The 22,155-nt window shown below is 70.5% G+C and carries 15 protein-coding genes and 2 pseudogenes; 6 read left to right on the forward strand and 11 right to left on the reverse strand.

The features are described from left to right. Positions 1-27: 27 nt before the first annotated feature. Both ACFYYT_RS33430 and ACFYYT_RS33435 read left to right on the forward strand, forming a co-directional pair. A complete protein-coding gene (locus ACFYYT_RS33430; protein ID WP_351821169.1) occupies positions 28-1,395 on the forward strand; it encodes a hypothetical protein in 1,368 nt (455 codons plus the stop codon). 806 nt (positions 1,396-2,201) lie between these two features. Further along, entirely contained in the window at positions 2,202-2,759 is a 558-nt protein-coding gene (locus tag ACFYYT_RS33435) for a DNA glycosylase AlkZ-like family protein (protein ID WP_388610355.1), read from the forward strand. A gap of 99 nt (positions 2,760-2,858) precedes the next feature. Here ACFYYT_RS33435 and ACFYYT_RS33440 read toward each other — a convergent pair whose 3' ends face one another. Beyond that, a complete protein-coding gene (locus ACFYYT_RS33440) occupies positions 2,859-2,996 on the reverse strand; it encodes a hypothetical protein (RefSeq protein WP_351821166.1) in 138 nt (45 codons plus the stop codon). A 285-nt stretch (positions 2,997-3,281) separates the two neighbouring features. Here ACFYYT_RS33440 and ACFYYT_RS33445 point away from each other — a divergent pair, with 285 nt between their 5' ends. Beyond that, entirely contained in the window at positions 3,282-3,635 is a 354-nt protein-coding gene (locus ACFYYT_RS33445) for a hypothetical protein (protein WP_351821164.1), read from the forward strand. A 370-nt stretch (positions 3,636-4,005) separates the two neighbouring features. After that, positions 4,006-6,045, forward strand: coding sequence for a M4 family metallopeptidase (locus ACFYYT_RS33450; protein WP_351821161.1), 2,040 nt, complete (start codon positions 4,006-4,008; stop codon positions 6,043-6,045). Positions 6,046-6,124: 79 nt separating this feature from the next. On the opposite strand, the pseudogene ACFYYT_RS33455 reads toward ACFYYT_RS33450, so the two are convergent. From ACFYYT_RS33455 to ACFYYT_RS33490, 8 genes and pseudogenes are all read right to left on the reverse strand, one after another. After that, positions 6,125-6,515 (reverse strand): annotated as a pseudogene (locus ACFYYT_RS33455) (NUDIX hydrolase). A 216-nt stretch (positions 6,516-6,731) separates the two neighbouring features. Further along, the gene (locus ACFYYT_RS33460) at positions 6,732-8,903 is read right to left on the reverse strand and encodes a PQQ-binding-like beta-propeller repeat protein (protein ID WP_351821158.1); all 2,172 of its coding nucleotides are present in this window, start codon (positions 8,901-8,903) and stop codon (positions 6,732-6,734) included. Positions 8,904-9,014: 111 nt separating this feature from the next. After that, entirely contained in the window at positions 9,015-11,366 is a 2,352-nt protein-coding gene (locus ACFYYT_RS33465) for a PQQ-binding-like beta-propeller repeat protein (RefSeq protein WP_351821155.1), read from the reverse strand. Positions 11,367-11,404: 38 nt separating this feature from the next. Beyond that, positions 11,405-13,426 carry a PQQ-binding-like beta-propeller repeat protein gene (locus tag ACFYYT_RS33470; RefSeq protein ID WP_388610347.1) on the reverse strand — a complete coding sequence of 674 codons (2,022 nt, stop codon included), beginning with the start codon at positions 13,424-13,426 and terminating at the stop codon, positions 11,405-11,407. Positions 13,427-13,673: 247 nt separating this feature from the next. Beyond that, positions 13,674-15,120, reverse strand: a pseudogene (locus tag ACFYYT_RS33475) (NF041680 family putative transposase). A 132-nt stretch (positions 15,121-15,252) separates the two neighbouring features. Then, a complete protein-coding gene (locus ACFYYT_RS33480; protein ID WP_351830964.1) occupies positions 15,253-15,660 on the reverse strand; it encodes a hypothetical protein in 408 nt (135 codons plus the stop codon). A 398-nt stretch (positions 15,661-16,058) separates the two neighbouring features. Continuing rightward, positions 16,059-16,799 (reverse strand): barstar family protein, encoded by a 741-nt coding sequence (locus ACFYYT_RS33485; RefSeq protein ID WP_351830966.1) that lies wholly within the window; start codon positions 16,797-16,799, stop codon positions 16,059-16,061. Between the two features lie 139 nt (positions 16,800-16,938). Beyond that, the gene (locus ACFYYT_RS33490) at positions 16,939-18,372 is read right to left on the reverse strand and encodes an ISL3 family transposase (protein ID WP_351830969.1); all 1,434 of its coding nucleotides are present in this window, start codon (positions 18,370-18,372) and stop codon (positions 16,939-16,941) included. Positions 18,373-18,715: 343 nt separating this feature from the next. Here ACFYYT_RS33490 and ACFYYT_RS33495 point away from each other — a divergent pair, with 343 nt between their 5' ends. Continuing rightward, on the forward strand, positions 18,716-18,880 hold the full coding sequence (locus ACFYYT_RS33495; protein ID WP_351830972.1) for a hypothetical protein: 165 nt from the start codon (positions 18,716-18,718) through the stop codon (positions 18,878-18,880). Positions 18,881-19,254: 374 nt separating this feature from the next. Here ACFYYT_RS33495 and ACFYYT_RS33500 read toward each other — a convergent pair whose 3' ends face one another. Continuing rightward, entirely contained in the window at positions 19,255-20,427 is a 1,173-nt protein-coding gene (locus ACFYYT_RS33500) for an acyltransferase (RefSeq protein WP_351830974.1), read from the reverse strand. Between the two features lie 251 nt (positions 20,428-20,678). Continuing rightward, positions 20,679-20,876 carry a hypothetical protein gene (locus tag ACFYYT_RS33505; RefSeq protein ID WP_351830977.1) on the reverse strand — a complete coding sequence of 66 codons (198 nt, stop codon included), beginning with the start codon at positions 20,874-20,876 and terminating at the stop codon, positions 20,679-20,681. A 649-nt stretch (positions 20,877-21,525) separates the two neighbouring features. Here ACFYYT_RS33505 and ACFYYT_RS33510 point away from each other — a divergent pair. Then, positions 21,526-21,861, forward strand: coding sequence for a hypothetical protein (locus ACFYYT_RS33510; RefSeq protein ID WP_351830980.1), 336 nt, complete (start codon positions 21,526-21,528; stop codon positions 21,859-21,861). The last annotated feature ends 294 nt before the right edge of the window (positions 21,862-22,155 follow it).

Genomic DNA, 22,155 nt, shown 5'->3' on the forward strand with positions numbered 1-22,155 from the left:
CCGCAGCCCTGAAGAAAGGAAGACAGAATGACGATCGAAGGCACCGCCCCCGCAGAGAAGAACAGCGCGACAGCAGGCCAAGGCGCGGACACCCCGTCGCCCAAGGCCCTGGAACACGCGGAGCGGGCCGCCAAATCCCTTGCCGAAGCGGGAGCGACCGTCTCCGTCCGCCTGCTGGACTGGGGCTTCACCCTCCGCCTCGACCAGGGGGCCATCGACCGTCTCGTACCTCCGGACCACGCCGGCCTCAGCGGCTTCCACGGCCTGATCCGGGATGTGCTCGCCGGAGCCCTGCCCGAGGGCCTCGCCGACGCCGTCGGCGCACGGCTGGCCGAACGTGCCGGACGGATCCAGGCGGCCGCGCGGGGCGCCGGATGCGAGCTGACCTCGCCTTGGGCCGCTCCCATGCTCCTCGCTCCCATGGCCCTGGACGCCCCACCGCGCCAGACCGGCCTGTGGTTCAGCGTGTTCACACCGGACGCGGGCTGGGGAGCCGAGCGGCCGTTCACGGCCCGCTACGCCTCCGAAACCCCCGCCCTGGCCGTCTTCCGCGGCGACCTGTACTGCGTCTACCAGGGCCGGGGGGACGACCCCGACCTGTGGTGGACCGCGCACCGCGCGGACGGCAGCTGGTCCGAGGACCAGCCCTTCCCGTCCCATCACACCCTGGGCAGCCCTGCCCTGGCCGTGTACCAGGACCGGCTGTACTGCGCGCACCGCGGCGGCTCGGGTACCTGGGGCATGGCGCTGACCTCGTACGACGGCGACACCTGGAGCCCCGATCAGCCGGTCCCGTACGCCGAGAGCGTCTACGGCCCGGCGCTGGCCGTCTTCCATGACACCCTCCACCTCGCCTACGCCGAGGCCGGCCAGCAGATCATGGTCACCACCAGCCGGGACGGCCGCACCTGGACCGCTCCCCAAGCGGTCCCCGGCGCCCTTACCACACGGTCCCCCTCGCTCGTCGTGTACGACGACGCCCTGCACCTGCTCCACGGCAACCCCAAGGACGGGGCGATCCACTGGAGCCGACTGCGCGGCACCACCTGGATTTCCGAGGGCGCGCTGCCCGGGCACCGCACCCGGAGCAACATCGGCCTGGCCGTCTTCGACGGCCAACTGATCTGTGTCCACCGCGACCCCGCCCGCCAACGGCTGCGGTGGTCCTCCTACGACGGCAGCCGATGGAGCACGCCAGCCGAACTCCCGGAACACAGCAGCAAATACGGTCCCGCTCTGGCCGTGTACCGCGCCCGAACCGGCACCCGCGACCAACTCATGTGCGTCCACCGCGGCCACGCCCAGCGCTTGGTCACCACGACGGGACAGGTACTGACCGACGAGGACCCGGCGGGTCTGCACGAACTCGACGATCCGGATGCCGTCACGGACTGATCCTATGAATCGGCGTCCTTCCGTTGACGGGCAGCCCCGGAAGAGCCGCGCGTGGACGGCTTGGCTTCGTAAGGGCGTCGAGCTGGTCGTGGGTGAGCTTGTCGCGTCGGCTTTCGGTGTTGGAACCCATATGCCGAGCTTCACGATCACCGGTTCCTTCTCGCCCTTGCCGGTGATCTCTTCCCCGTCAGTCTTTGAGGGCCTCCAGGCCGCGCTGGAATGCCTGCTGTGCCTCGCTCGGTCCCTCGCGCTCCACGAGCGGGCGCAGGGTCCGTAGGCGAGGCCCGGGCAGATTCCACTCCCAGTGCGGTCAGTCGCTTCTGCTGTTCTGTTGGGCGACTCTCTACGTGAGCACGTACGCGAGGGCTCGCGACCTTCTCGATGAACACGAACGTTGATCTCGAAGGGGTCGCGATCGACTACCCCGCCCACGCCCTGGCCGTGGTCCCGCTCGCCGACTGGCCGCTGTGGGCGTTCCGCCGCCGCGCATCACGCCGCCTCCCCCATACCCCGACCGGAAAATGCGCGCGGCCCTCTTCGACCGGATCACCGCCGAAGGCCCGCTCCCACTGCGCCGTCTGCGCGAAGGCGCCGGGGCCGGAGCCGGCGGTCAAGGCCGCGGTCGAGTTCCTCCTCTGGTCCGGTGAACTCGCCTCCACCCGCCGCACCGGCGGGCAACGCCTGTTCGACCTGGCCGAGCGCTGCATCCCCGCCGAGCACCTCAACGACGCCCTCACCGACTACATCCGCATCCCCACCCCCGTCGCCGCCCGGCTCCTGCCGGACACCGGCCTCACCCCGCACACATCGAGGGCGGTAACACGGCCTGGGCCAGCCCGGGCGCGCTCGGCGGCAGCCCGGTACGGCGCTCACGGGCCCCGGTCCTCCTCGGCCCGTTCGACGACCTGCTCTGGCACCGCCCCCGCGTCCATGGCCTCGACGGCTTCACCCACGTCTTCGAGGCCTACAAACCCGCAGCCCGCCGCGTCCACGGCTACTACGTCTGCCCCCTCCTCGCCGGCGGCCGCCTCATCGGCCGAGCCGACCTCGCCCGCCACGACGGCACGCTCACCATCCACCGCGTCACCCTCGAACCCCACGCCGGACCGGACGCCACACCCTCGCCACCGCCACCGGCCAGACCCGCATCGAGGTCGCCGACGGCGCCGAGGGCTGCGCTGCGGCGGCAGAACGAGAGCACGCGCTCGGAACCGCGAGCGTCACACACCCACCAGCCGGGGCTGCGGAGCTGGTCGACACACGGGGCTAGACAACATCGCGGGCGGGTGCTGCGGCGGCCCACCGCGCCACGGTCGGCCGAAGAAAATGACGGCGACCGGCGCGGTGCCGTACGACGACCGTGACGACAAGTACCGGTACGACGACGAGGACGACGACTTCGGCGGGCTGTCGGCAAGGATCGGGTGACCTCCGTGCACCGTACGGGTGTGCCCGCCGCCGCGTCACCAGCCGATCGTCGGATGCATCCCGTTCACGCAGTTGGTCTCGCCCAACGGGCACTCCGCCGGTCCGTCAGCCTGCTCCTGCCGCCGCATGCGCTGCTCCTCCAGGGCTGCCCGGTGTTGCCGCACGATCTCCATCGCCTGATCGTCGTAGTGTTCGCACTCGCACTGCGCGCACGGGCCCGAAGGCAACATGATCGTACGGGTCCTCGTCCCCTCACCCTTCTCATGCCTCGTTGAGCGGTGCCAGCACTTGCACCAGTCTCCGACCCGCACCACCATCGGATGCCTCCCCTCCTGAACAGCGCGTTTACCCGCTGCCCGCGGAACACGCTGTCGTGACCACCCCTGGAGCAGCTCCAGGAGGACGGCGCCGACGGGCCGGTCTGGCGGCGGCTGGGACGGAGGGGGGAGCAGACGCCGATGGCGGCGCTCGACAACCCCGACGGCGACCTCTACCGCGCCCAGCTGGCCCGCGCCGACGAGCGGGCGGCACAGCGCCCGGTGTGCAAGCGGTGCGGGCGGAAGTTCACCGACGAGCGCTGGGGGGAGACCACCGTGCGCGGCGGTGCCTGGACGGCCGGTGACCTGACCGTGTGCGGTCCCTGCCATGCCGACGACGTCGCCCGCGAACAGGCCGCCCGCGAACAGGCCGCCCGCCTCCAGGCCGCAGCGCCGCCGCCCCTCGAGGGCGACCGGGAGCCGGCCCGGCCCGGCCATCCTTCATGGCCTTGTGCCGGTCACTCTCCTCCGCCGTCGGACGCCCTTCCCGCCTGACCGGGCGCCCGCCCCCCCGTCTCTCAGCCGTCAAGTCATGAGCAGGCCAAGGTTGTTTGACCCTTGATGCCGAATGCTTTACCTGATCGTTTAAGACGCCGGTAAGTACCGCGATCTGGTCAAGTCGCTTCCGCAATAGGTGGGTTCGAGGGCATTTCCGGTTGTCTGTTCCGGCCGATGACGTCCGCTCAGCGGACGCGTGGGGGCGAAATCCGGACGCGTTTCGGCCAATTGCTGTCGTGTCCATGGCGATCATGAAGATCGCTGGCAACCTCTCCCCATCCCCAACACGAACAGCTCCGCACGCTCTGCCCCGGGCTGCCCCTTCCCGGCTGCCCGGTTCCACCCCCCACATGCAGAAGGAGTTCGCGTGAAGTCCACGCACAGGCGGAACGCCACCGCCACCGGCGCCCTGCTCGCCGCCGCAGCCCTGCTCACCGTCGGCGTTCAGGCCGGCACCGCCGCGGCCCAGCCCGACGCTCCCGCCAACGCCGCCACCAAGGGCCAGCAGGTGCGCAACCCGGGAGCGCTGCCCGCGCAGCTCACCCCGTCGCAGCGCGCCGAGCTCATAGCCAAGGCCCAGAGCACCACCGCCGCCACGGCCAAGGAGCTCGGCCTCGGCCCGCAGGAGAAGCTCCTCGTCCACGATGTGGTCAAGGACCAGGACGGTACCACCCACACCCGCTACGAGCGGACCTACGAGGGCCTGCCCGTCCTCGGCGGCGACCTCGTCGTCAGCCGCACCGCGGCCGAGAAGACGCAGAGCGTCAGCAAGGCGTCCAACGCCCAGCTGCAGGGCGTCTCCACCTCCGCCCCGGCCGACGCTCCGGCGGCCGCCTCCGCCAAGGCCCTCGACGCCGCGAAGGCCGTCGGCTCCAAGGCCGACAAGGCCGACATCGCGCCCCGCAAGATCGTGTGGATGGCGAACGGTGTCCCGACCCTGGCCTACGAGACCGTCATCGGCGGCCTTCAGGACGACGGTACCCCCAACCAGCTCCACGTCATCACCGACGCCAAGACGGGCGCCAAGCTGCACCAGTGGCAGGGCATCGAGACCGGCGTCGGCAACACCCACTACAGCGGCCAGGTCACCCTGGGCACCTCGCAGTCCGGCTCTACCTTCACGATGAACGACGCCGCCCGCGGCGGCCACAAGACGTACAACCTGAACCACGGTACGTCCGGCACCGGTTCGCTCTTCTCCCAGTCCACCGACACCTGGGGCAACGGGGCCAACTCCAATGCCGCCACGGCGGGCGCCGACGCCGCCTACGGCGCCGGGGTCACCTGGGACTTCTACAAGAACGTCTTCGGCCGCTCCGGTATCCGAGGCGACGGCGTCGCCGCCTACTCCCGGGTCCACTACGGCAACGCGTACGTCAACGCCTTCTGGGACGACAGCTGCTTCTGCATGACGTACGGCGACGGGACCGCCAACAACGACCCGCTGACCTCGCTGGACGTCGCCGGCCACGAGATGTCGCACGGCGTCACCGCCGCCACCGCGGGCCTCGAGTACAGCAACGAGTCGGGCGGCCTGAACGAGGCCACCTCCGACATCATGGGCACGTCCGTCGAGTTCTACGCGAACAACCCCAGCGCGCCGGGCAACTACCTCATCGGCGAGCAGATCAACATCAACGGCGACGGCACCCCGCTGCGCTACATGGACAAGCCGAGCAAGGACGGCGGCTCCGCGGACGCGTGGTACTCCGGCGTCGGCAACCTCGATGTCCACTACTCTTCGGGCCCGGCCAACCACTGGTTCTACCTGGCCTCCGAGGGCTCCGGCGCCAAGACGGTCAACGGGTTCAGCTACAACTCGCCGACCTCCGACGGCCTGCCCGTCACCGGCATCGGCCGGGACAAGGCGCAGCTCATCTGGTACAAGGCGCTCACCACCAAGTTCAACTCCAGCACGGACTACGCGGGTGCCCGCGCCGGCACGATCGCCGCGGCGACCGAGCTGTACGGCGCTGGCAGCGCCGAGGTCAAGAACGTCACCGACGCCTGGGCCGGCGTCAACGTGGGCGCCCGTTCCGGCGGCGGCAACCCCGGCACCGGCAAGGTCTTCGAGAGCACGGCCCAGGTCGCCATCCCGGACTCCCCGGGCCCGGCGGTCACCTCCTCGGTGGCCGTCACCGGGATCACCGGTAACGCCCCGAGCGCGCTCCAGGTCGGTGTGAAGATCACCCACACCTACATCGGTGACCTGCAGATCGACCTCGTGGCCCCGAACGGGACCACGTTCCGCCTGCAGAGCTCCTCGTCGGACTCCACGGCGAACCTGAACAAGACCTACACGGTCAACGCCTCGGCCGTCGCGGCCAACGGCACCTGGAAGCTGAAGGTCCAGGACAAGGGCGCTGCTGACACCGGCACGATCACCGACTTCAAGCTCACCTTCTGATCAACCGCTCCACCTGAACAACCGCCCCACAGCAGGCCGCACGCGCCCGGAGTCTCATGAGACTCCGGGCGCGTCGCGTCTACTTGCCGCTGCCCTTGGCCACGACGAGGTCGGCGGCCCAGGCGGCCCAGGCGGCGCCCGCGTTCATGTCTTTGCCGTTGGCGTCGGCGTCCGCCACGTGCGCGGCCCGGCCGACCACTTCGCAGGCCGTGTACGAGACGTGCCGACCGGTGATCGGATGGGCTCCGCTCGCCCAGCCGCACAAGGCCGATCACGACCAGTCCGGCCTCTTCCTTCGTCTCGCGTACGGCGGCTTCCCCGGAGGACTCGCCCGGCGCGACTTTACCCGCGGGGAACTGCCATGAGAGCCGTCCCTCTACAACTTGTCGCCGCACGAGCAGTACTCGGCCCTCATGAACCACGACGGCCCCGGTAACCGGAAGGTCGGGTTGAGCATTGCTGTGCACCATGCACGGAGCCGGGGCGCCATGTCACCAAGATGGCCCCATGAGTCCCGGCGCGGCAGGGAGCGCATGGAGCGCGCACTCACGGCCGGCACGTCGGCCGTCAACTCGTCAGTCAGCCCGTTCCCGGGAATCGACGACCGGAACTCAGGCGCCCGTGCGGGCGGGACCCGTGCGGCCGTCCACCGGGGCACTCCACGGAGGTTCTTGCCGCGGCGGAGGTCAGTCGAGGGGAACGGACGCCAGTCGATCGACGGTTTGCGGGTAGAGGCGGTTGCCGCGTTGGACGACCATGTTCGGGCCGTCGGGCATGTTCACGGCGCCCGCCGAGAGCGTCCACGCGACGCGGCGGGTGGCGGTGTCCACCGCGACGACCGCCTGACCGGCGCCGGCGACCGCGGCGTAGAGCTCGCCACGGAACGGGGCGGGTGCCGCCAGCATGGAGACGTACGCGCCCGGGTCGTGGGTCCACACCTTCTTCCCGGTCGACTCGTCGTAGGCCTGGAGCTGCCCGTCCGCGACGTACACCGTGCCGTCCACGCAGACGGGCGCGCTCAGCAGCTTCTTCCCCTCCGGCTCCAGCTTCCAGGCCACCGCGCCCGTCACCAGGTCCACCGCCGTGATCCGCTCCTCGAAGTCGAAGACGTGGCGGTCCGACGCGACCGGGGGGTTGATGCCGCCCGACTGGTTGGGCGACGTCGCCTCTTGGTCGGTGCGGACCCGGCAGGCCCACAACAGGCGGCCGTCGCGCAGGTCGACGGCGAAGACGCGTGCGGGATCCGAGCAGATCAGGCGGCCACCGGAGAGGATGGACGACATCATGAGGGAGCCGAGCGAGTCCAGGACCGCGCCCTCCACGCGCGTGCGCCAGCGCAGTTTCCGGGCGCCCGGATCGTAGGCGAGCAGCCAGGCCTCCTCCTGCTGGCGCCGGTCGTCGGAGCGGAAATACGCCTTCAGGTAGAGGCATTGGGCATCCGCGGCGAGCAACTGGGTGGTGTGGGCGAGGCCGCCCAGCACGGCCGGGTCGGCCGCGTCGGCGGGGAGGCGGCCGGTGCGCGGGTCCACGTATCCCGCGCTCGCGTTGCCGTCGTCGTCGAAGACGAGACCCGCGAGGCGCTCTCCCGCCACGACGACGTCGACCGTGGCGGTCTTGGTCTCCCACAGGATCCGGCCGTCGGCCGTCGAAATGCCGCGCAGGACGTCGCTCGTGTGGATCAGGACCTCGCCGGACGCGACGACCGGGGAAGCGGAGAACGGGGAAGCAACCGACCACAGCGGCGCCGGTGGGGTGCCGGGCGGACGGGAGCGGCGGCCGGGACCGGGCGACGCCGTAGGGGCCCCGGAGCCCGAGCCGGAGCCGGAACCCGAGCCCGGGAGGTTCCCGGTGGCCCAGAGCGCCGCGGCCCCGCCCACGGCGGTGAGCGCGGCGGCAGACGTGCCCGCGAGCAGGGTGCGCCGGGAGAGAGTGCGGCGCGGGGCGGGGGCGCGCAGCGGGGCGGGGGAGACGGCGGCGACGTCACCGATCCGGCGGGACAGGTCGGCGAGGAGGGCTTGCGGCAGCAGCTCGGCGAACTCCCCGGGGTCAAACGGCCCCCACTCGTCACGCAGTCGGCCGGGGGCGGGCCGGTCGCCGGGCTCCGGTGACAGGCAGGCGGTCAGCGTCTCGCGCAGCCCGTCCGGCAGGCCGGTCAGGTCGGGGTCGGCGCCGTCCCGCAGCAGTTCGAGCGTGCTCTTCCGGCCACGGGCGTCGTAGGGGCCGTGACCGGTCGAGGCGAACACCAGGACCGCGGCGAGGGCGAACACGTCGCCTTCCGGGCCGGGCGGTCGCCCGCGCGCCTGCTCCGGTGACATGTACGCCGGTGTGCCCGCGGGCCCCCCGGTCTCGGTGAGGCGGGGGCTGCCCGGGGCCTGGGCGAGCCCGAAGTCGATGAGGCGCGGGCCCTGCGCCGTGACCAGTACGTTCGACGGTTTGACGTCCCGGTGGACGAGCCCGGCACGGTGCAGGGCGGTGAGGGCGGCGGCGAGCGCGGAGCCGAGTCCGCGGACGACCGGTTCGGGCAGTGGCCCGCCGGCCGCCACCGCCTCGGTCAGTGAGGGGCCGATGAGGTATGCCGTGGCCAGCCAGGGCCGCGCCGCATCGGTGTCGGCGCCGAGGTAGGCCGCGGTGTGTTCCGCTCCCAGGGCCCGCGCGGCCTCGGCCTCCAGGGTCAGCCGCCGGCGGTAGTCGGGCCGGTGGCGCAGGTCGGACCGGACGGTCTTGACGGCGGCGAGCCGGCCGCCGGCCGTGCGTGCCAGGAAAACGGTCCCCATGCCACCGCCGCCCAGCCGGCCGAGGAGGGCGTACTCCCCGAGCCGTTCGGGATCGTCGGGCAGCAGGGGCAGGAGCGTGGACATGACCGGTGGACTCCTTAGGGGCGGCGGTGAAGCCGTGCGTCCTCGCGTGTGCGGCTGTCGGTGGGCGGGGAAGGCATGGGGGGAGGGGCACGGCGGAGAGGGGACGCGGGGTCAGTCCGCAGGGAGGGCGACGACGGCGGACGGCCGGGCGATCAGCAGGACGCCGGGGACGGCGGCGAGTTGGAACGGCTCCCGGGCTTCCACGCCCGCGAGCCCGGTCTGCCACGTCCGTTTGCCCGAGGGGAGGGCGGTCGCGGTGACCTGGTGCAGGGTCGCGAGGTAGAGGGTGCGTCCGGAGGTGCTCGCGGTCATGCTCCCGAGCATGTTCCATGCCAGGTTCTCGTCCAACGCCTGCTCCCACCGGGTCCGGCCGGTGTCCGGGTCGACGGCGACGACGGGGCCCGTACCGTCGTCGCACAGGTACAGGGTGCCGCCGCTGAAGAAGGGCGGGGCGTTGGTCCCGGCGACCAGGGCCTGCGACTCCCACAGCCGGGTGCCGGTCCTCAGGTCGTGGGCCTGGGCGCGACCGCCGGAGAGCAGGAACAGCCGCCCGCCGCCGGCCGGGTCCACCACGGAGGCGGGGCCGCTGTGCACGCCGGGGTAGGAGCGGCTCCAGAGCATGCGTCCACTGCTCCGCTCGAAGCCCGCGATCGACAGGGTCCGGACGGCCGTGACGTCCTGGAACGCTGGCCGCGGTACCCGCACCTCCACGACGACCATCTCCGGGCCGACGGTGGTGGTGAGTTCCGTGCTGCCGAATCCGCTCGGCAGCGAGGTGCGCCACACCTCCTTGCGGTGCTCCAGGTCGAATGCCGTCAGCAGGTATCCGCCCGTTGCACTCGCATCGTGCACGAGCACCCACGCGGTGGCGCCGTCGACGGCGAGCACCCTGGAGAGCTGCTCGTCGCGCCGGAGCCACTGGGTACGCCCGTCACGCGTCGAGCAGAGCGACAGCCCCTCGCGCGTGGCCATCAGGAAGCGGCTGCCGGGGACGAGGACGGGCGAGGTGTTGTCGTCGACGGGCAGTTGCCACACCTCCTTGCCGGTGTGCAGGTCGTGCCCGTACAGGACGTCGCCGCGCATCATCAGGCAACGATCGGCGCTGCTCACCGGGAGGAGCCGGATGCGGGCCGTCGGGTCGTCCAGACGCCACAGGGCGGCCGGCGGCATGCCGGGCACGCGGGGGCTCGTACCGGAACCGCCGGCCGCTGCGGACGGCGCGGTGCGGCCGTCCTCGCGGGTCAGCGCGGACCACGCGAGGGTCCCGGAAACTCCCAGGGCCGCGCCCGCCGCACCGGTCAGCAGGCCGGACAGCACCCGGCGGCGGGTGGGCGGGGCGACCGCGCCGAGCGTGGTCGCCCGGGCTGGAACCTGGCCGGTGGCCGGGGGCGTCTCGGCCAGGGTGGCGGGGTGCTCGTGCTCGTGCTCGTGCGCATCGGCGTCCGCCGCCCGGTCGTCCGCCTCCCCGTCCGCGCCGGTCTCCGCGTCGGCGCTCTCCAGGTCGACGATCGCCTGCGCGCGTACGGCCAATGCGGCGACGACCCGGCCGGGCAGCGCGTCCGGTGTCCGCTCCGGGTCCTGCCCTCCGGGAGCCAGGGACCGGGACAGTTCCGTGGCGGTGGGGCGGTCCGCCGGGGAGGCGGACAGCGCTGCGGCCACCGCCTCGCCCAGTCTTTCCGGCAGTTCGGGCAGTTCGGGCCGGTCGTGGACGGCGCGATAGGCCAGCACAGGCGGCGGGCCGTCCCCGAAGGGGAGCCGGCCGGTGGCCGTGTGGAGCAGCAGCACCGCCAGGGAGTACACGTCCGCGGCGGCGGAGGAGGGCCGCCCCGCGGCCACTTCCGGGGCCATGAAGGCGGCGGGCACGGCCGACACCCTGCTGGGCGGCTCGGGCCGGCCGGGCCCCGCGTCGGGCCCTGAACCGTCGCCCGGCCCCTGCCCGCGGTCCGGTTCGCGATGCGGCCGCGCCGACGGCATGCGGCAGGCGTGCAGGGCCATCAGCAGCGGGCGGGCCGTGGTGAGCCAGACCCCGTCTGGTGCCACCGCGCCGTAGCTGATGCCCCGGGCGTGCAGGGCGGCCAGGGTGTCGGCGACCTCCGCGGCGAGCCGCACCGACTGTTCCAGGGGCAGGATCCCGGACTCCGTTGCGGGCCGCCGCCCCACGTCGGAGAGGGACACGGCGGGGGTGTGCGCGAGGGCCACCCACGCGGGCTCGCTCCCGGTGTCCAGGTCCAGTACGGCCGGCACTCCCGGCACGGATCCACGGCTCAGCTCCTCGGCCGCCCGGTGCGCGGCCGGGGGCAGCAGGCACACCACGGCGTGCCCGTGGCCGCGGTCGCGGCCGACGTACATGCCGCCCCGCTGCGGCGCCGGCCGGGGGCCGGGCCAACGGGCCAGCAGCCGGTACGGCCCGGCCGACCGCGGGTCCTCGGGACCGGGGCCTTCCCCCAGACGTCCGCCCCCCATGCGTTCCCCCCTCACCTCGTGGCCCCGTCCGGGGTCGGTCACATGCCCGGCAGGGCGCGGACCGTGCCGCCGCGTTGCCAGATGACGTTGCCTGCGACGACCGCTCCCCGCCAGGAGACGTCGGCCCGGACCTCCCCGGCGGGGGCCGGCGCGAACACGTACTGTTCGGCCGCCCGCCCGCGGTGCACCACGAGGATGCCCAGCTCGGGCCTGCGCAGCGGCGCGAAGATCCCGGACCCCGCCACCAACGGCGCCTGGTCCCGCGCCAGTTCCTCGGCGGCCAGCACGGTCCAGCGGGACTCTCCGGTCTTCACGTCGACGCTCCGGAGCTGGCGGCCGTCGGCGACGTACACGTCGTCGCCGGCCGGCGTCGGCACGCCGAAGCCCGCGCCGTCGTCCGCGGGCAGGGTCCACAGTGGTTCGCCGCGCTCCCGGTCCAGGCAGGTCAGCGTCCGGTCCCCGGCCCCGCCCAGCAGCACCGCGTTCGCGGACAAGGCCGCCCGCGAACCGTTGGTGGGCCGCCGCCACACCGGGCTGCCGTCGGTCGCGGACAGGGCCACCACCCCTCCGACGGCGGAGGACAGGATCAGGTGCCCGTGCCCGGCGGCCGCCGAGAGCGCCGTGCTCGGCACGGGAACGGACACGCGCCAGCGCACCCCGCCGTCCGCCCGCTCGAACGCGGCCACGCCGCCCTTGGCGTCGAGCGCGTACACCTGGTCCTCGTCGGCGACGAGCAGCCCGGTCACTCGCTCGCGCGTGCGGTGGCGGACCGTACCGTCGGCGGGGTCCAGGAACAGCAGGCTCCCGTCCGGGCCCAGGGCGACGGGTCGGCGGCCGCCGACGAGGTCGCGCACCACCGGGCCGCGCCAGCGCTGTACGCCCGAGACCGGATCGCGGAGCAGGAGTTCGCCACCGCCGCCCGCGAAGCACACCCGGCCGTCGACGTCGACCGGCCCGAACGTCGGCTGCGCCGTGGCGCCGTCGTACGACCACAGGGGCTCGGGCACCGTGCCGGGCGGGCCGCTCCAGCGGGGAGCGGGGGTGCGGGCGGGGCCGTCCTCCTCCGGGAGGGCGCGCAGGGCGGTGGCACCGGCCGCCGCGAGCAGCACGGCCGCGCCGACGCCGGTGAGCACCCCGCGCCGGGTGGGCAGCCGCGGGCCGGCGCCCAGGGCCGCCGCGGCGCGGGCGATCTCGCCGGCGTCGGCGAGCACCGCGGGCGGCAGCCAGCGGGCGGCGGCGCGCAGGGCGGCGCTCTGCGGGTCCAGTTCCGCGGCCACCTCCACGGCGGCGGGCCGGTCCCCGGGCTGCTTTTCCAGGCAACCGCGGATCACGGGCATCAGCTCGGCCGGTACGCCGGTGAGGTCGGGTGCCTCGTAGGCGACGCGGAAGTCCGAGCGGACCGGGTCTCCGTCGTAGAAGGCGTGCCGGCCGGTCAGCGCGAAGACGAGCAGCGCGCCGAGGCAGAAGACATCGCTCGGCGGCCCGAGGGGCCCCTTCACCACCTGCTCGGGCGACATGTAACCGGGCGTTCCGGGGCGCTGCCCGGTCGCGGTCAAGGTGGCGTCCCCGGTCACCCGGGCGATGCCGAAGTCGACGACCCGGGGGCGGTCGGCGCCGAGGAGGACGTTCGACGGCTTGAGATCGCGGTGGACGACCCCGGCCGCGCCCACGGCCGTCAGAGCCCGGCCGAGCGCCCCGGCGAGCGCCCGCACGGCGGCCGCGGGCAGGGGTCCGTGCCGCGGCACGGCCGCGGCGAGGGTCGCGCCCGGGACGAATTCGGCCGCGATCCACGGCACGTGGTCGGCGGTGGAGGAGCCGAGCACGTTGGCGACGAAGGGGCTGCGGACCGCCGCCGCGGCGGCGGCCTCGCGGGTGAACCGCTCGCGGAGGTCAGCGTCGCGGAAGAGTTCGGGCCGGATGGTCTTCAGCGCGACCGGACGCCCCCGGCGGCGGGCGAGGTAGACCGTCCCCATCCCTCCGGCCCCGAGCACCCCCAGGACGCGATGACCTCCGAGCTGCGCGGGCGCACCGCCCGGCAGCGGGGCGATCACTGGTGTCATGCCGTTGATCGTATGCGCGCGTCCGCCAACCACCCTTCGAATCAGCAAAGTTCAGGTGCGATCTCTCGGTTTGGGGACAGTGGTGTGAATGACATTGAGTTTCTGGGGTTTTCTCGCGTTGGCCGAGTTTTTCAGGTGTGCGCGGGTGCTCTCGTCTCGGGCTACAGGGATGACTCCAACAGCCAGTGTGGCCATTGCTGTAGTGCTTGGGGCTGGTGGGCTGACCTGCGTGTGTTCAGCTTGTGCTTTATGGTCTGGTCCGGTCGCGTTCGATGATGCTCTCGGGGCGTCGGACGGTTTTGCCCACGTCGTAGCGGGTGGCGGGTCGCTGGTTCTTCGAGCCGAGGGGTCTGCCGGGGCCGGGCCGGGTGGGTTTGGGTGCACGGGCCGGACAGGGCAGGTGTGGGCGGAGGTTCCTGAACCCGCGGCGGACCCGGGCCGGAGTGAGCCGGTTCGGTTTCGCCGGACGTTCCCAGGGCCGGCGGACGTCCTCGGCGAGCAGCCGGGCGAGACGGAGCTGGGTGTGCGCGACGATGATCAGCCACGTCCACCGGCCCGCAGCCTCAGGGGCGCGGAGCTTCGGTCGGGTCCAACCGAGGGTCTGCTTGATCATCCGGAACGTGTGCTCCAGATCGAAGCGTCGAAGGAACGCCTGCCATCGCAGATCGACGTCGGGGCCGGCCATGCCGGTGGCGGAGGACCAAAGCCACAGCGGCAGCGGTTCTCCGCCGCCGGGCAATCGGTCAACCTTTAGGTGAATCAGCGTCCCCTCGATGATGCGGAGTTCGCTGTCGTGGTCGATCCACGCGGAGCGGGTGGTGAGTCTCGGGTGAACGCGACCGCGCGGGCGGTGCCGTAGCGATCGGTGACCTGGGTGGTCGCCGCGTCTGGTTCGCCCCAGGTGGCGGGCTTGGCGAAGCGGAGCTCCTTGCCGTACTTGGGCGGCCGGCCGCCTTGGGGATAGGCCAGGGCGTACTCCAGCTGTGTGGGCGTCGGCCGTCGCATGACACGGTCCGATCGCATCCGTCCCAGGACCTCGACGGGCAGCCCGTCGAGACGAGAAGGTAAGCCATGCGCGGGGCGTCGTAGCCGGCGTCGAAGACGATGAGGATGTCCCGATCACCCTCGCACCAGCGTCCGCCGACGACCAGGTCCTCGACTACCCGGCGGACCTGGCGGGCGGTGACCTCGGCGACGTCGTCCTCGGGGCCGAGGCGGACGGCGTCCAACAGCCGGCACCAGGAGGTGCGGCCTGCTTCGAGAGCGGCGACGAACGAGTACGGCCAGCCCGGGATCATCACGTGCTGGTCCCGGCCGCGGCCGAAGGTGTGGCAGAACAGCCGGTCCGCGCTGCACTCGGCATCCGGCCGCAGCCAGTTGGTCACGTCCGCAGCCAGGACGAGCCGGTCATCGGCCGCCCGAGGCTGGGGCGGCGCGGCCAGCGTCCGTCGCAGCCCGTCGATGTCGATGCGGCCGTGATTGAGAGCGTCGTACAGAGCGCCGTGCCCACGACGGTGCTCGGCCAGCAGCGTCAGGTCCACCGGCGCCCTCACCGGCCCGTCTGCGCACAACAGAGCGTCCGCGAGCTCGAACAGTTCGTCACCCCGCGCGGTCAGACACGCGAAGAAGTCCTCCCGGAAGTGTGACGCTTCCGCGAACGGCTCCCGCTGGACATCGTGGTAAAGCAAACTCATTCCCTGCGGCCTTCGTTGAGTTCAGGTGCGTCCTTGGTCGGAGCACATGATCAGACGAAAGCCGTTTCCACATCCGGCGAACTCCCGGACGAGCCACTTAGTTCGAAGATCGTTCGAGCCGATAAGCGGCCGTCACACGGTCTCGGCGCTGATGACGACGTCAACGAAACGAGCCCATCCCTGCGGATCGTCAACCGAGACCCGAACCCGCCGCCTACCCGGTTTCCCGAGCAGGGAAGTGGTGAATCGGCTCTCGCCAACGACGTCCCCCACTACCAGCCGGCCGTCACTCAGCAGAAGATGCCCGTCGAACACGGTCGTCAGCGGCTCTCTGTCAGGTCCGTGGTCATCCGCGTCACCGTGATCGTTGAAGACGCGGACCTTGACCAGTACGACCTGGGCCTGCACTCGAACGATGACGTGAGTGTCGCACGCAGCGGCAGGAGCGCCGTTGAGGGCCAGTGTCGTGGGGATCCACTCGGTCGAACCGAGCGCCATCACCGGGTGATTCACATACAGGTCTACCCCTGCGATCTGCACAGCCTGACTCCCAGTCCATCCGTGACGTTCAGCGGAGGATAGAGCCAGGCACTGACAAGAACGTCCCGAGGTTAAAGAACAAGCTCAGCGGCTTCGGGCCGTGGGCGGTCCGTATCGCCGTCACCGTCCACTCCGGCCGGGCCACCACCACGGACGGCGGCGGGGGCTGACGGGACGCGGGCTGCCGAGGTCCGGACCGGTGGGAGGAGGCGGCGGCCAGCTGCGCCTCCAGGTCGCGGATGGCCTGATTGGCTGCGTAGGTCAGAAGCAGGTTCTGGCACAGATCTTGGGGAGCGGTCGCGGAGAGCCATCGCGGTGTTCGAGGATGCCGGTGTCCTCTCACCTCTGGTCCAGGCGTTTGCCAGCGAATCCGGTCGCCTGGTTGGCACAGCCCTCGTTCAGTCGTCCGAGTGTTCGCGGCGTAGGTACTCGGTGCGGGATTGGAGGATGTCCAAGGCCTCATGGATCGAGCAGCCGAAGTGGTCTCGGAAGAGTTTGATGCCCTCGATGTTCCTGCCGCTGAGGATCTCCTCGTCAGCAAAGGAGAGCGGACCAGCCGTCCAAGGGGCGGAAGCGAGATCCCCACCGGGCCAGTCGATATCGGTCAAGGTGACGAGCAGACGGCCGTTGGAGAGCGCCACCGCCACGTCCATGCCGCGGGCCGCTTTCTCCGTGAAGGCAACGGGTGCTGTGTGGTCCAGGAGGAAGACGAAGTGCTGGGCCATATGCTGCCGCCACCAATGATCGGGCTCGCCGTCGCCGTCCAAGCGAAGGTTGGAGTTCCAGGCTGCCTGGGCTAGAACCGATACAAACAGCCCGAGGAAGTCCGACTTCAGCAGGTCGTCCGCGTGCTCGATCAGGATCGCGAGGTCCTGGTTCCCTTGGCCTGGACCGTGCCAGTCGTGGAGGCAGTCCACGAGCGCGTCCCAGTTGTGGCCGAAATAGCCGAGGAACGACAGGTCTCGGGCGAAGGTACGGAAGACGGACGCCGGATCCCGCATTTCCCGTCCGTCAAGCCGCAGGACCAGCCCGTTTCGCTGCACGAGCGCGGCCGTCTCCGACGCCAGCCATGGGTCGACCGGGGTCGTGAACACGACCCATGGAGAGCGGCGTTCCGTCAGAGTGGGCATGGTCATCATGGGCGAGATCCTTGCACGGCAGTTGCTCGGAGCCGAGCGATTTAGGGAGAGGAGATTGTGCTCGACGAGTGCCGTCCACCCAGGTCAGGAGGCTGCCGATGACCGCCTTCGATGCGCACGAGCAGCGGTATTTGGGGAGCTACTGCAGCAGGATCATCTTGCGCAGGAGGTGAAAGCCAGCTCGACCGTAGAGCTGCCTCTTGATCTTCTTGATCCGGTTCACGGCGCCCTCGATACTGCCTGAGCTCCAGTCCAGGGTGAGCCCGGCGGTCACGGCGTCGAGGTCTCGGAGCAGGTGCAGTGCGAAGCCGGTGAGACCGGGGAGCCGGCTGGCATCGACGGCATCGATCCAGGCAGGGAGCATGGTGCCGAGGCAGTCGGTGAGCATCTCGCCGAAGTCGCGAACATGCCCGGCGGCCTTGTCCAGCTCGGGGCAACGGGCCAGGACCTCCTTCAGTCCGGCCCGGTCTTCTTCGGTCAGGGTCGTGGGGTGTCGGGTGAGCCAGCCAGTGACCTGCCGCACCGTCGGCGGCCGCGGCGGTGCGCTGGGCAGAGCCCCGCGGAGGGTGGCTATGTGGGCGCGGACCATCTGATATGTGACGGGCGCGTTGGCGTCGACCAGCTCGCTATGCAGTCGGGTGACGCTGGTGCATCCCTCGGCAAACCGCCGCTCCAGGTACCGCTTGTAGGGGTCCAGTCTGCTGGGACGGGGCCGATTCTCGCGGAAAGTGTCCTGCCAGCGTTCGGCGTTCGCGTACCGAGGCACGGTGTTGAGGCCCCAGCCCAGATGCCGGGCTATCGCCCGGCGAGAGTGGCCCTCGGCGAGCAGCTCGTGGACCAGGGCGTGGGCTGCCTTCTTTCGCTCGGCCCGCCGGCCAGCAGGTGCCGAGTCGTCCTGCGGCCGATCGGGGTCTGGACGGGTCCCGTCTGGCGGTGTGCCGGTGAACGACGGGTTGCGCAGGCACTCGCGATGGGCAGCGACGCAGGTCTCAACGGCCCGGCCGAGGCCCTGCCACAGGTGGAACCGGTCGGCGACCTGCAGAGCGTCTGGAGCACCGCGGCGGGCGCCCTCGGCGTAGGCACCTGCCCGGTCCCGGCAGATGATCTCCACACCGGGATGGCGGACCAGCCAGGCGGCCAGCGGCCCAGCCTCGCGAGTCGGGAGCACATCGACCACACGATGGTCTTCGACGCTGGTCAAGACGGTGGAGTAGGTCTGGCCGCGGCGGATCGCGAAGTCGTCCACGCCCAGCACGCGCGGCGTACTGAACTGTGGATCGGGCAATGCCATGACCCTGCGTATCAAGGTCATCCGTCCTGCGCCGAAGCCCAGCTGGGCGGACAGTCGGGCCCCAGCCCGCCCGGCAAGCGCGAGCCCCACACGTTCCAGGGCGTGGTTGAGCCGCGCGGTGAACCGTGCGTGCGGGGCGGCCAGCCGCGAGAACGGCTCGGTAAACGTCCAACGCGGGCAGACCGCCGCTCCGCAGATGAAGCGCCGAACCGTCAGCCGGATCACGAAGGGTTGTCCAGCGAGCGGAAGGTCCTTCAGCCTGCGTTGGTACCGGTCGTGCACTCGGCCTGAGAAGCGGCCGCAGTTCCGGACAGGCAGGGCTGGCCGCGCGGCCTCTCGCCACCACCTCGACCGTGCCGAACACGGCCGTCACCGCCTCGACGTCCAGATCGTCGATCCCGGCGAACACCAACGAGTCCCAGAACGGTGCATCGGTCTGCATAACCAGCACCATCGCCGTCCATAACCGACCGCAGCAGTGGCCAGCAGATACCTGAGGGAGCGTCAATTCTGATCGTCGGACGACAAGGCGCACGCCGTCTCACACGAGACGTCTCCTCACAATCGAACACGAAATTAACGCTCCGCGACGACTCCCCAAGATCTGTGCCAGAACCCACAAGCCGTGAATAAAGCCACCACCCCGTTCAGCACACCGCGCCGGCCGGCCCAGCAGGCCGACCGGCGCGTGAAAGGCATGCCCTTCATGAACAACATCATCGAGAACGTCGTCGCCGGCGTCATCGTCGCCGCCATCATCTGGCTCACCACCCGCCTGTGGACCCACTGACACCGCAAGGAAAGCGGCGACTGACATCCACCGGGCGCGCGGGCACCCTGGCCGCAGCGATTCAGGCTGCCGGAGTGCCTGTCCACAACAAGAGGCTGAGCGAGGACCAGCGGGTCTGCCCGGATGACAACGGAATTGGAGGAACCCGGCGCCGACCCCGTGCCGGCGTTCGCGTGAACTCTGAGTGCGCCGGTACCCCGCGGCCATCGTCGCTACGGGGGGCTTCCTCTAGGGTCCTATAGAAGCGCGTGTATGACTGAGGGCCGCCACTTCCTGGGATGGAGTGGCGGCCCTTTGCGGGTTCGGCGGGGACCAGAGTTGTTCAGAGCTGAGCGTTCGCAGGTGCTGGCTGCTTTGGCGCAGGCTGTGCGCTTCTACTTCATGGTGGAAGTGCTGCCCCATTTGTGGAGCAGCAGCTTCCGGCCGGGGTTCTCGATGAAGCTGTGCAGCGTCCAGGCGATGGCAAGCGATGCCGTGAACGCGGCTCCCGCCACCAGCAGGCCGGACGGCCACCAGGGCAGCTTTGGGTGCGGGCGGAAGAGGTATTCACCAGTGCGGATGACCAGAATGTGAACCATGTAGAAGGCGAAGGAGATCTCCCCCAGCTTGACACTGAGCTTGCCACGCCAGGGGGACGGTTCGCCCCGCAGGTCGGCTTGTGCGGCGGCCGCGATAAGCGCGGAGAAGCCGATGATGGTGCAGGCCGCGTACTGGTACCGGTAGTGAGGTGCCTGGGAGCTGAGGAAGTAGCCGCCCATGGTGAGTGCGAGAGAAAGAGTCAGGCCAGGTCCGCGCCATCGGCCGGCACGGACCAGCTCTGCGAGGGTGATCCCCAGGATGAACTCGGGCAGGCGTGCGAGAGGCAAGTCGTAGGCGGCCCAGTCGGGATGCGCAAACGAGGTGACCAGTACAGGCATGGCCATGACCAGGACGGTGCAGGCAGCGGCGGTCGTCAGGCTGGCGCGCCAGCTGAGGCGGCGCAGCGGCCGGACGAGTAGCGGGAAGGAGAGGTAGAAGAAGGCTTCGCAGGCCAGGGACCAGCTGACGGGATTGACGCCGCCGTAGTACTGGACGTCGGGTACCCATGCCTGGACCAGGAACAGATTCGCCAGAAGCGACCGGATGGACGGCTTTGTCCCGGGGGCCAGGGTGTAGGCCAGGGCCAGGGCGCCGAGTGCTGTGGCCAGGTGGAGTGGGTAGACACGTGCGAACCGGCGGCGCCAGAAGCGGACTATGTCATGGCCCTTAGGTGTGCTGGCCGTGGACCAGGCTAGTACGAATCCGGAGAGCACGAAGAAGAACGACACTCCGGTGTTGCCGGCGCCGAAGGCGAACCGGAGGGCGCTTCCCGCACGGCCTCCGATGTACTCAACCATGTCCAAATGGTAGAAAAACACCATCAGGGCTGCGGTCCACCTAAGCCCCGTCAAAGAGGGAAGCGAGGCCGGTCTCGATCTTTCCCTCTGGGTGGACCCGTCCGTCTTCTGGGACGGAGCCGCGTCACGCGTGCCCGGGGCACCGCCGGATATTGCACCTGTACTCAACACTTACTGGAAGGTAGCACGGAGCCTGCCCCGGCTGAGAATGCCTGCTTCAGTGGCACAGCAGGCGGCACACGAACCCGAGCCGCAGCTGCACAGGGTCCAGCGAGCCGGCACCGGCCGCATCACTCATCGGCGGGAGCGGCAGGGGGCGGCGTGCTGACGGGATGCCCCGGAGACCGGCTCTCCGGGGCACCGCCGATCGCCTCAGTGTGGTGTGTGCTGCCGCTGGTTTACACGTTGGCCGGGTGGGCGGCCTACTGCCAGGTGTTGCTGGACCAGACGGCGCCGCCCTTGCCTTCGCCGCCGTCCTTCTTGTAGACGACGAGGTTGCCGTCGTTCTGGAACTTGAGGTAAGCACCAGGGTTGTTCATGGTGGCGGTCGACCAGTACGAGTTGCCTATGCCGGGACCGCCGCCCTTGCGGTATGCGACGAGGTTTCCGTCGCTACCCATATGGAGGAAGGACCCGTCACCACCGGGAACGTTGGAGCTCCACAGCTCCTTGCGCGCTGTCAACAGGCCGAAAAGGCTTTCGGCTGCGGCGATATCGCAACATGAGCCCGTTCTGCCCATACTCTGTCGCAGGTTCAACTCCTGTATCAGCGTCCGGTATTCGCCTGATGTGTATTCCGATTCGCGGCCTGAGTGGGCGATGTAGCCCGGCTTGAGGGCGCTGCGGCCGGCGGCCATTTTCAGGGCGTCGGTAACGAGCTCGGCGCCACGCCTGTTCCATCACGTCCCAGTCGACTTCAGAACCATCTTCAGGACGTGGAGGCATCATGGCAAGCAAAGTATTGACCGACATTCGTCACTTCTGTCGTGGGTCATTGAATCTGCGTAGTCGTCATGTTCCTGATCTGGGGTTGTGCAGGTTGGTTGAGCGGGCTGGTGGCTTGTTGGCTCGTTGAGTCTGCGCAGAGTGCGGGGTGTGTCAGTTGTCTGACCTGTGGAGTGGGTCTGCCGCACGACAAGGTTCACTGGCCGTCGACAGCGTGGCTTCGTGCAGGGACCGAGGAACGCACCATGCCATCAGTTCCCGTATCAAGCCGGGCTAAGTTTTGAAGCATCGCTTTGCAGGTTGGTCTCTTCGAGAGGGTGGGGTATGAGCTGGGGCGCTGGACAGCAGGAGATCGATTGGGAGCTGCGCCGGAGGGCGATCGGCGGGGCGTCCACGCTGGAGATGCTCACCCGGCTGAGAGATGACCTGAAGACTCGTATCAGCGATCCAGCCGACCGTGACGGCGCGATTGCCTTCTGCATGATCTCGACGTTCACATCGGTCTTCGACCTCGGGCTCACACCTGGACGGTTCATCGCGAGCTGGGACCGGTTCGGAGGGCACCTGAACGACGAGGAGCTGGCGGCGAGACTGGGCCCGCTGAGCCTGGCACCGGACGAGGAGCCCCAGCCCTGTGACTGCGGCGGATCCTGGATCTGAGAGCCACCCCGCGGCGGCACGAATAGACCACGCCCCGGCCGGACCCGTGCAGCCAGCGCCCGCGGAGCGGGCCAGTCCTGGAGGCGAAGCCGGAAGGACCCCGGGCGGGGGAGCGAAGCGAACCCGCCCAAAGGGCCGAAGGCCCAGACCCCGTGAAACGGGGTCACCCAGGCCTGCAGCGCAGGACGCCGGCCCCGAAGGGGCTGGCCCTGGCTCGGCGAAGCCAAGCCCCGCCGAGCGCAGCGCGGCGGTTCGTTGGCACAGCGCGCAGCGCTGTGGGACCCGCTCCGCGGG

This window comes from Streptomyces sp. NPDC002032 (assembly GCF_042890765.1).
GTDB lineage: Bacteria > Actinomycetota > Actinomycetes > Streptomycetales > Streptomycetaceae > Streptomyces.

Coding starts and splice junctions, on each gene's coding strand:
- ACFYYT_RS33465 (WP_351821155.1), bottom strand. CDS start 11,366: ATGGGGGGCGGACGTCTGGGGGAAGGCCCCGGTCCCGAGGACCCGCGG.
- ACFYYT_RS33510 (WP_351830980.1), top strand. CDS start 21,526: ATGAGCTGGGGCGCTGGACAGCAGGAGATCGATTGGGAGCTGCGCCGG.
- ACFYYT_RS33445 (WP_351821164.1), top strand. CDS start 3,282: ATGGCGGCGCTCGACAACCCCGACGGCGACCTCTACCGCGCCCAGCTG.
- ACFYYT_RS33460 (WP_351821158.1), bottom strand. CDS start 8,903: ATGTCCACGCTCCTGCCCCTGCTGCCCGACGATCCCGAACGGCTCGGG.
- ACFYYT_RS33440 (WP_351821166.1), bottom strand. CDS start 2,996: ATGGAGATCGTGCGGCAACACCGGGCAGCCCTGGAGGAGCAGCGCATG.
- ACFYYT_RS33485 (WP_351830966.1), bottom strand. CDS start 16,799: ATGATGACCATGCCCACTCTGACGGAACGCCGCTCTCCATGGGTCGTG.
- ACFYYT_RS33430 (WP_351821169.1), top strand. CDS start 28: ATGACGATCGAAGGCACCGCCCCCGCAGAGAAGAACAGCGCGACAGCA.
- ACFYYT_RS33505 (WP_351830977.1), bottom strand. CDS start 20,876: ATGGGTAGCGACGGAAACCTCGTCGCATACCGCAAGGGCGGCGGTCCC.
- ACFYYT_RS33470 (WP_388610347.1), bottom strand. CDS start 13,426: ATGACACCAGTGATCGCCCCGCTGCCGGGCGGTGCGCCCGCGCAGCTC.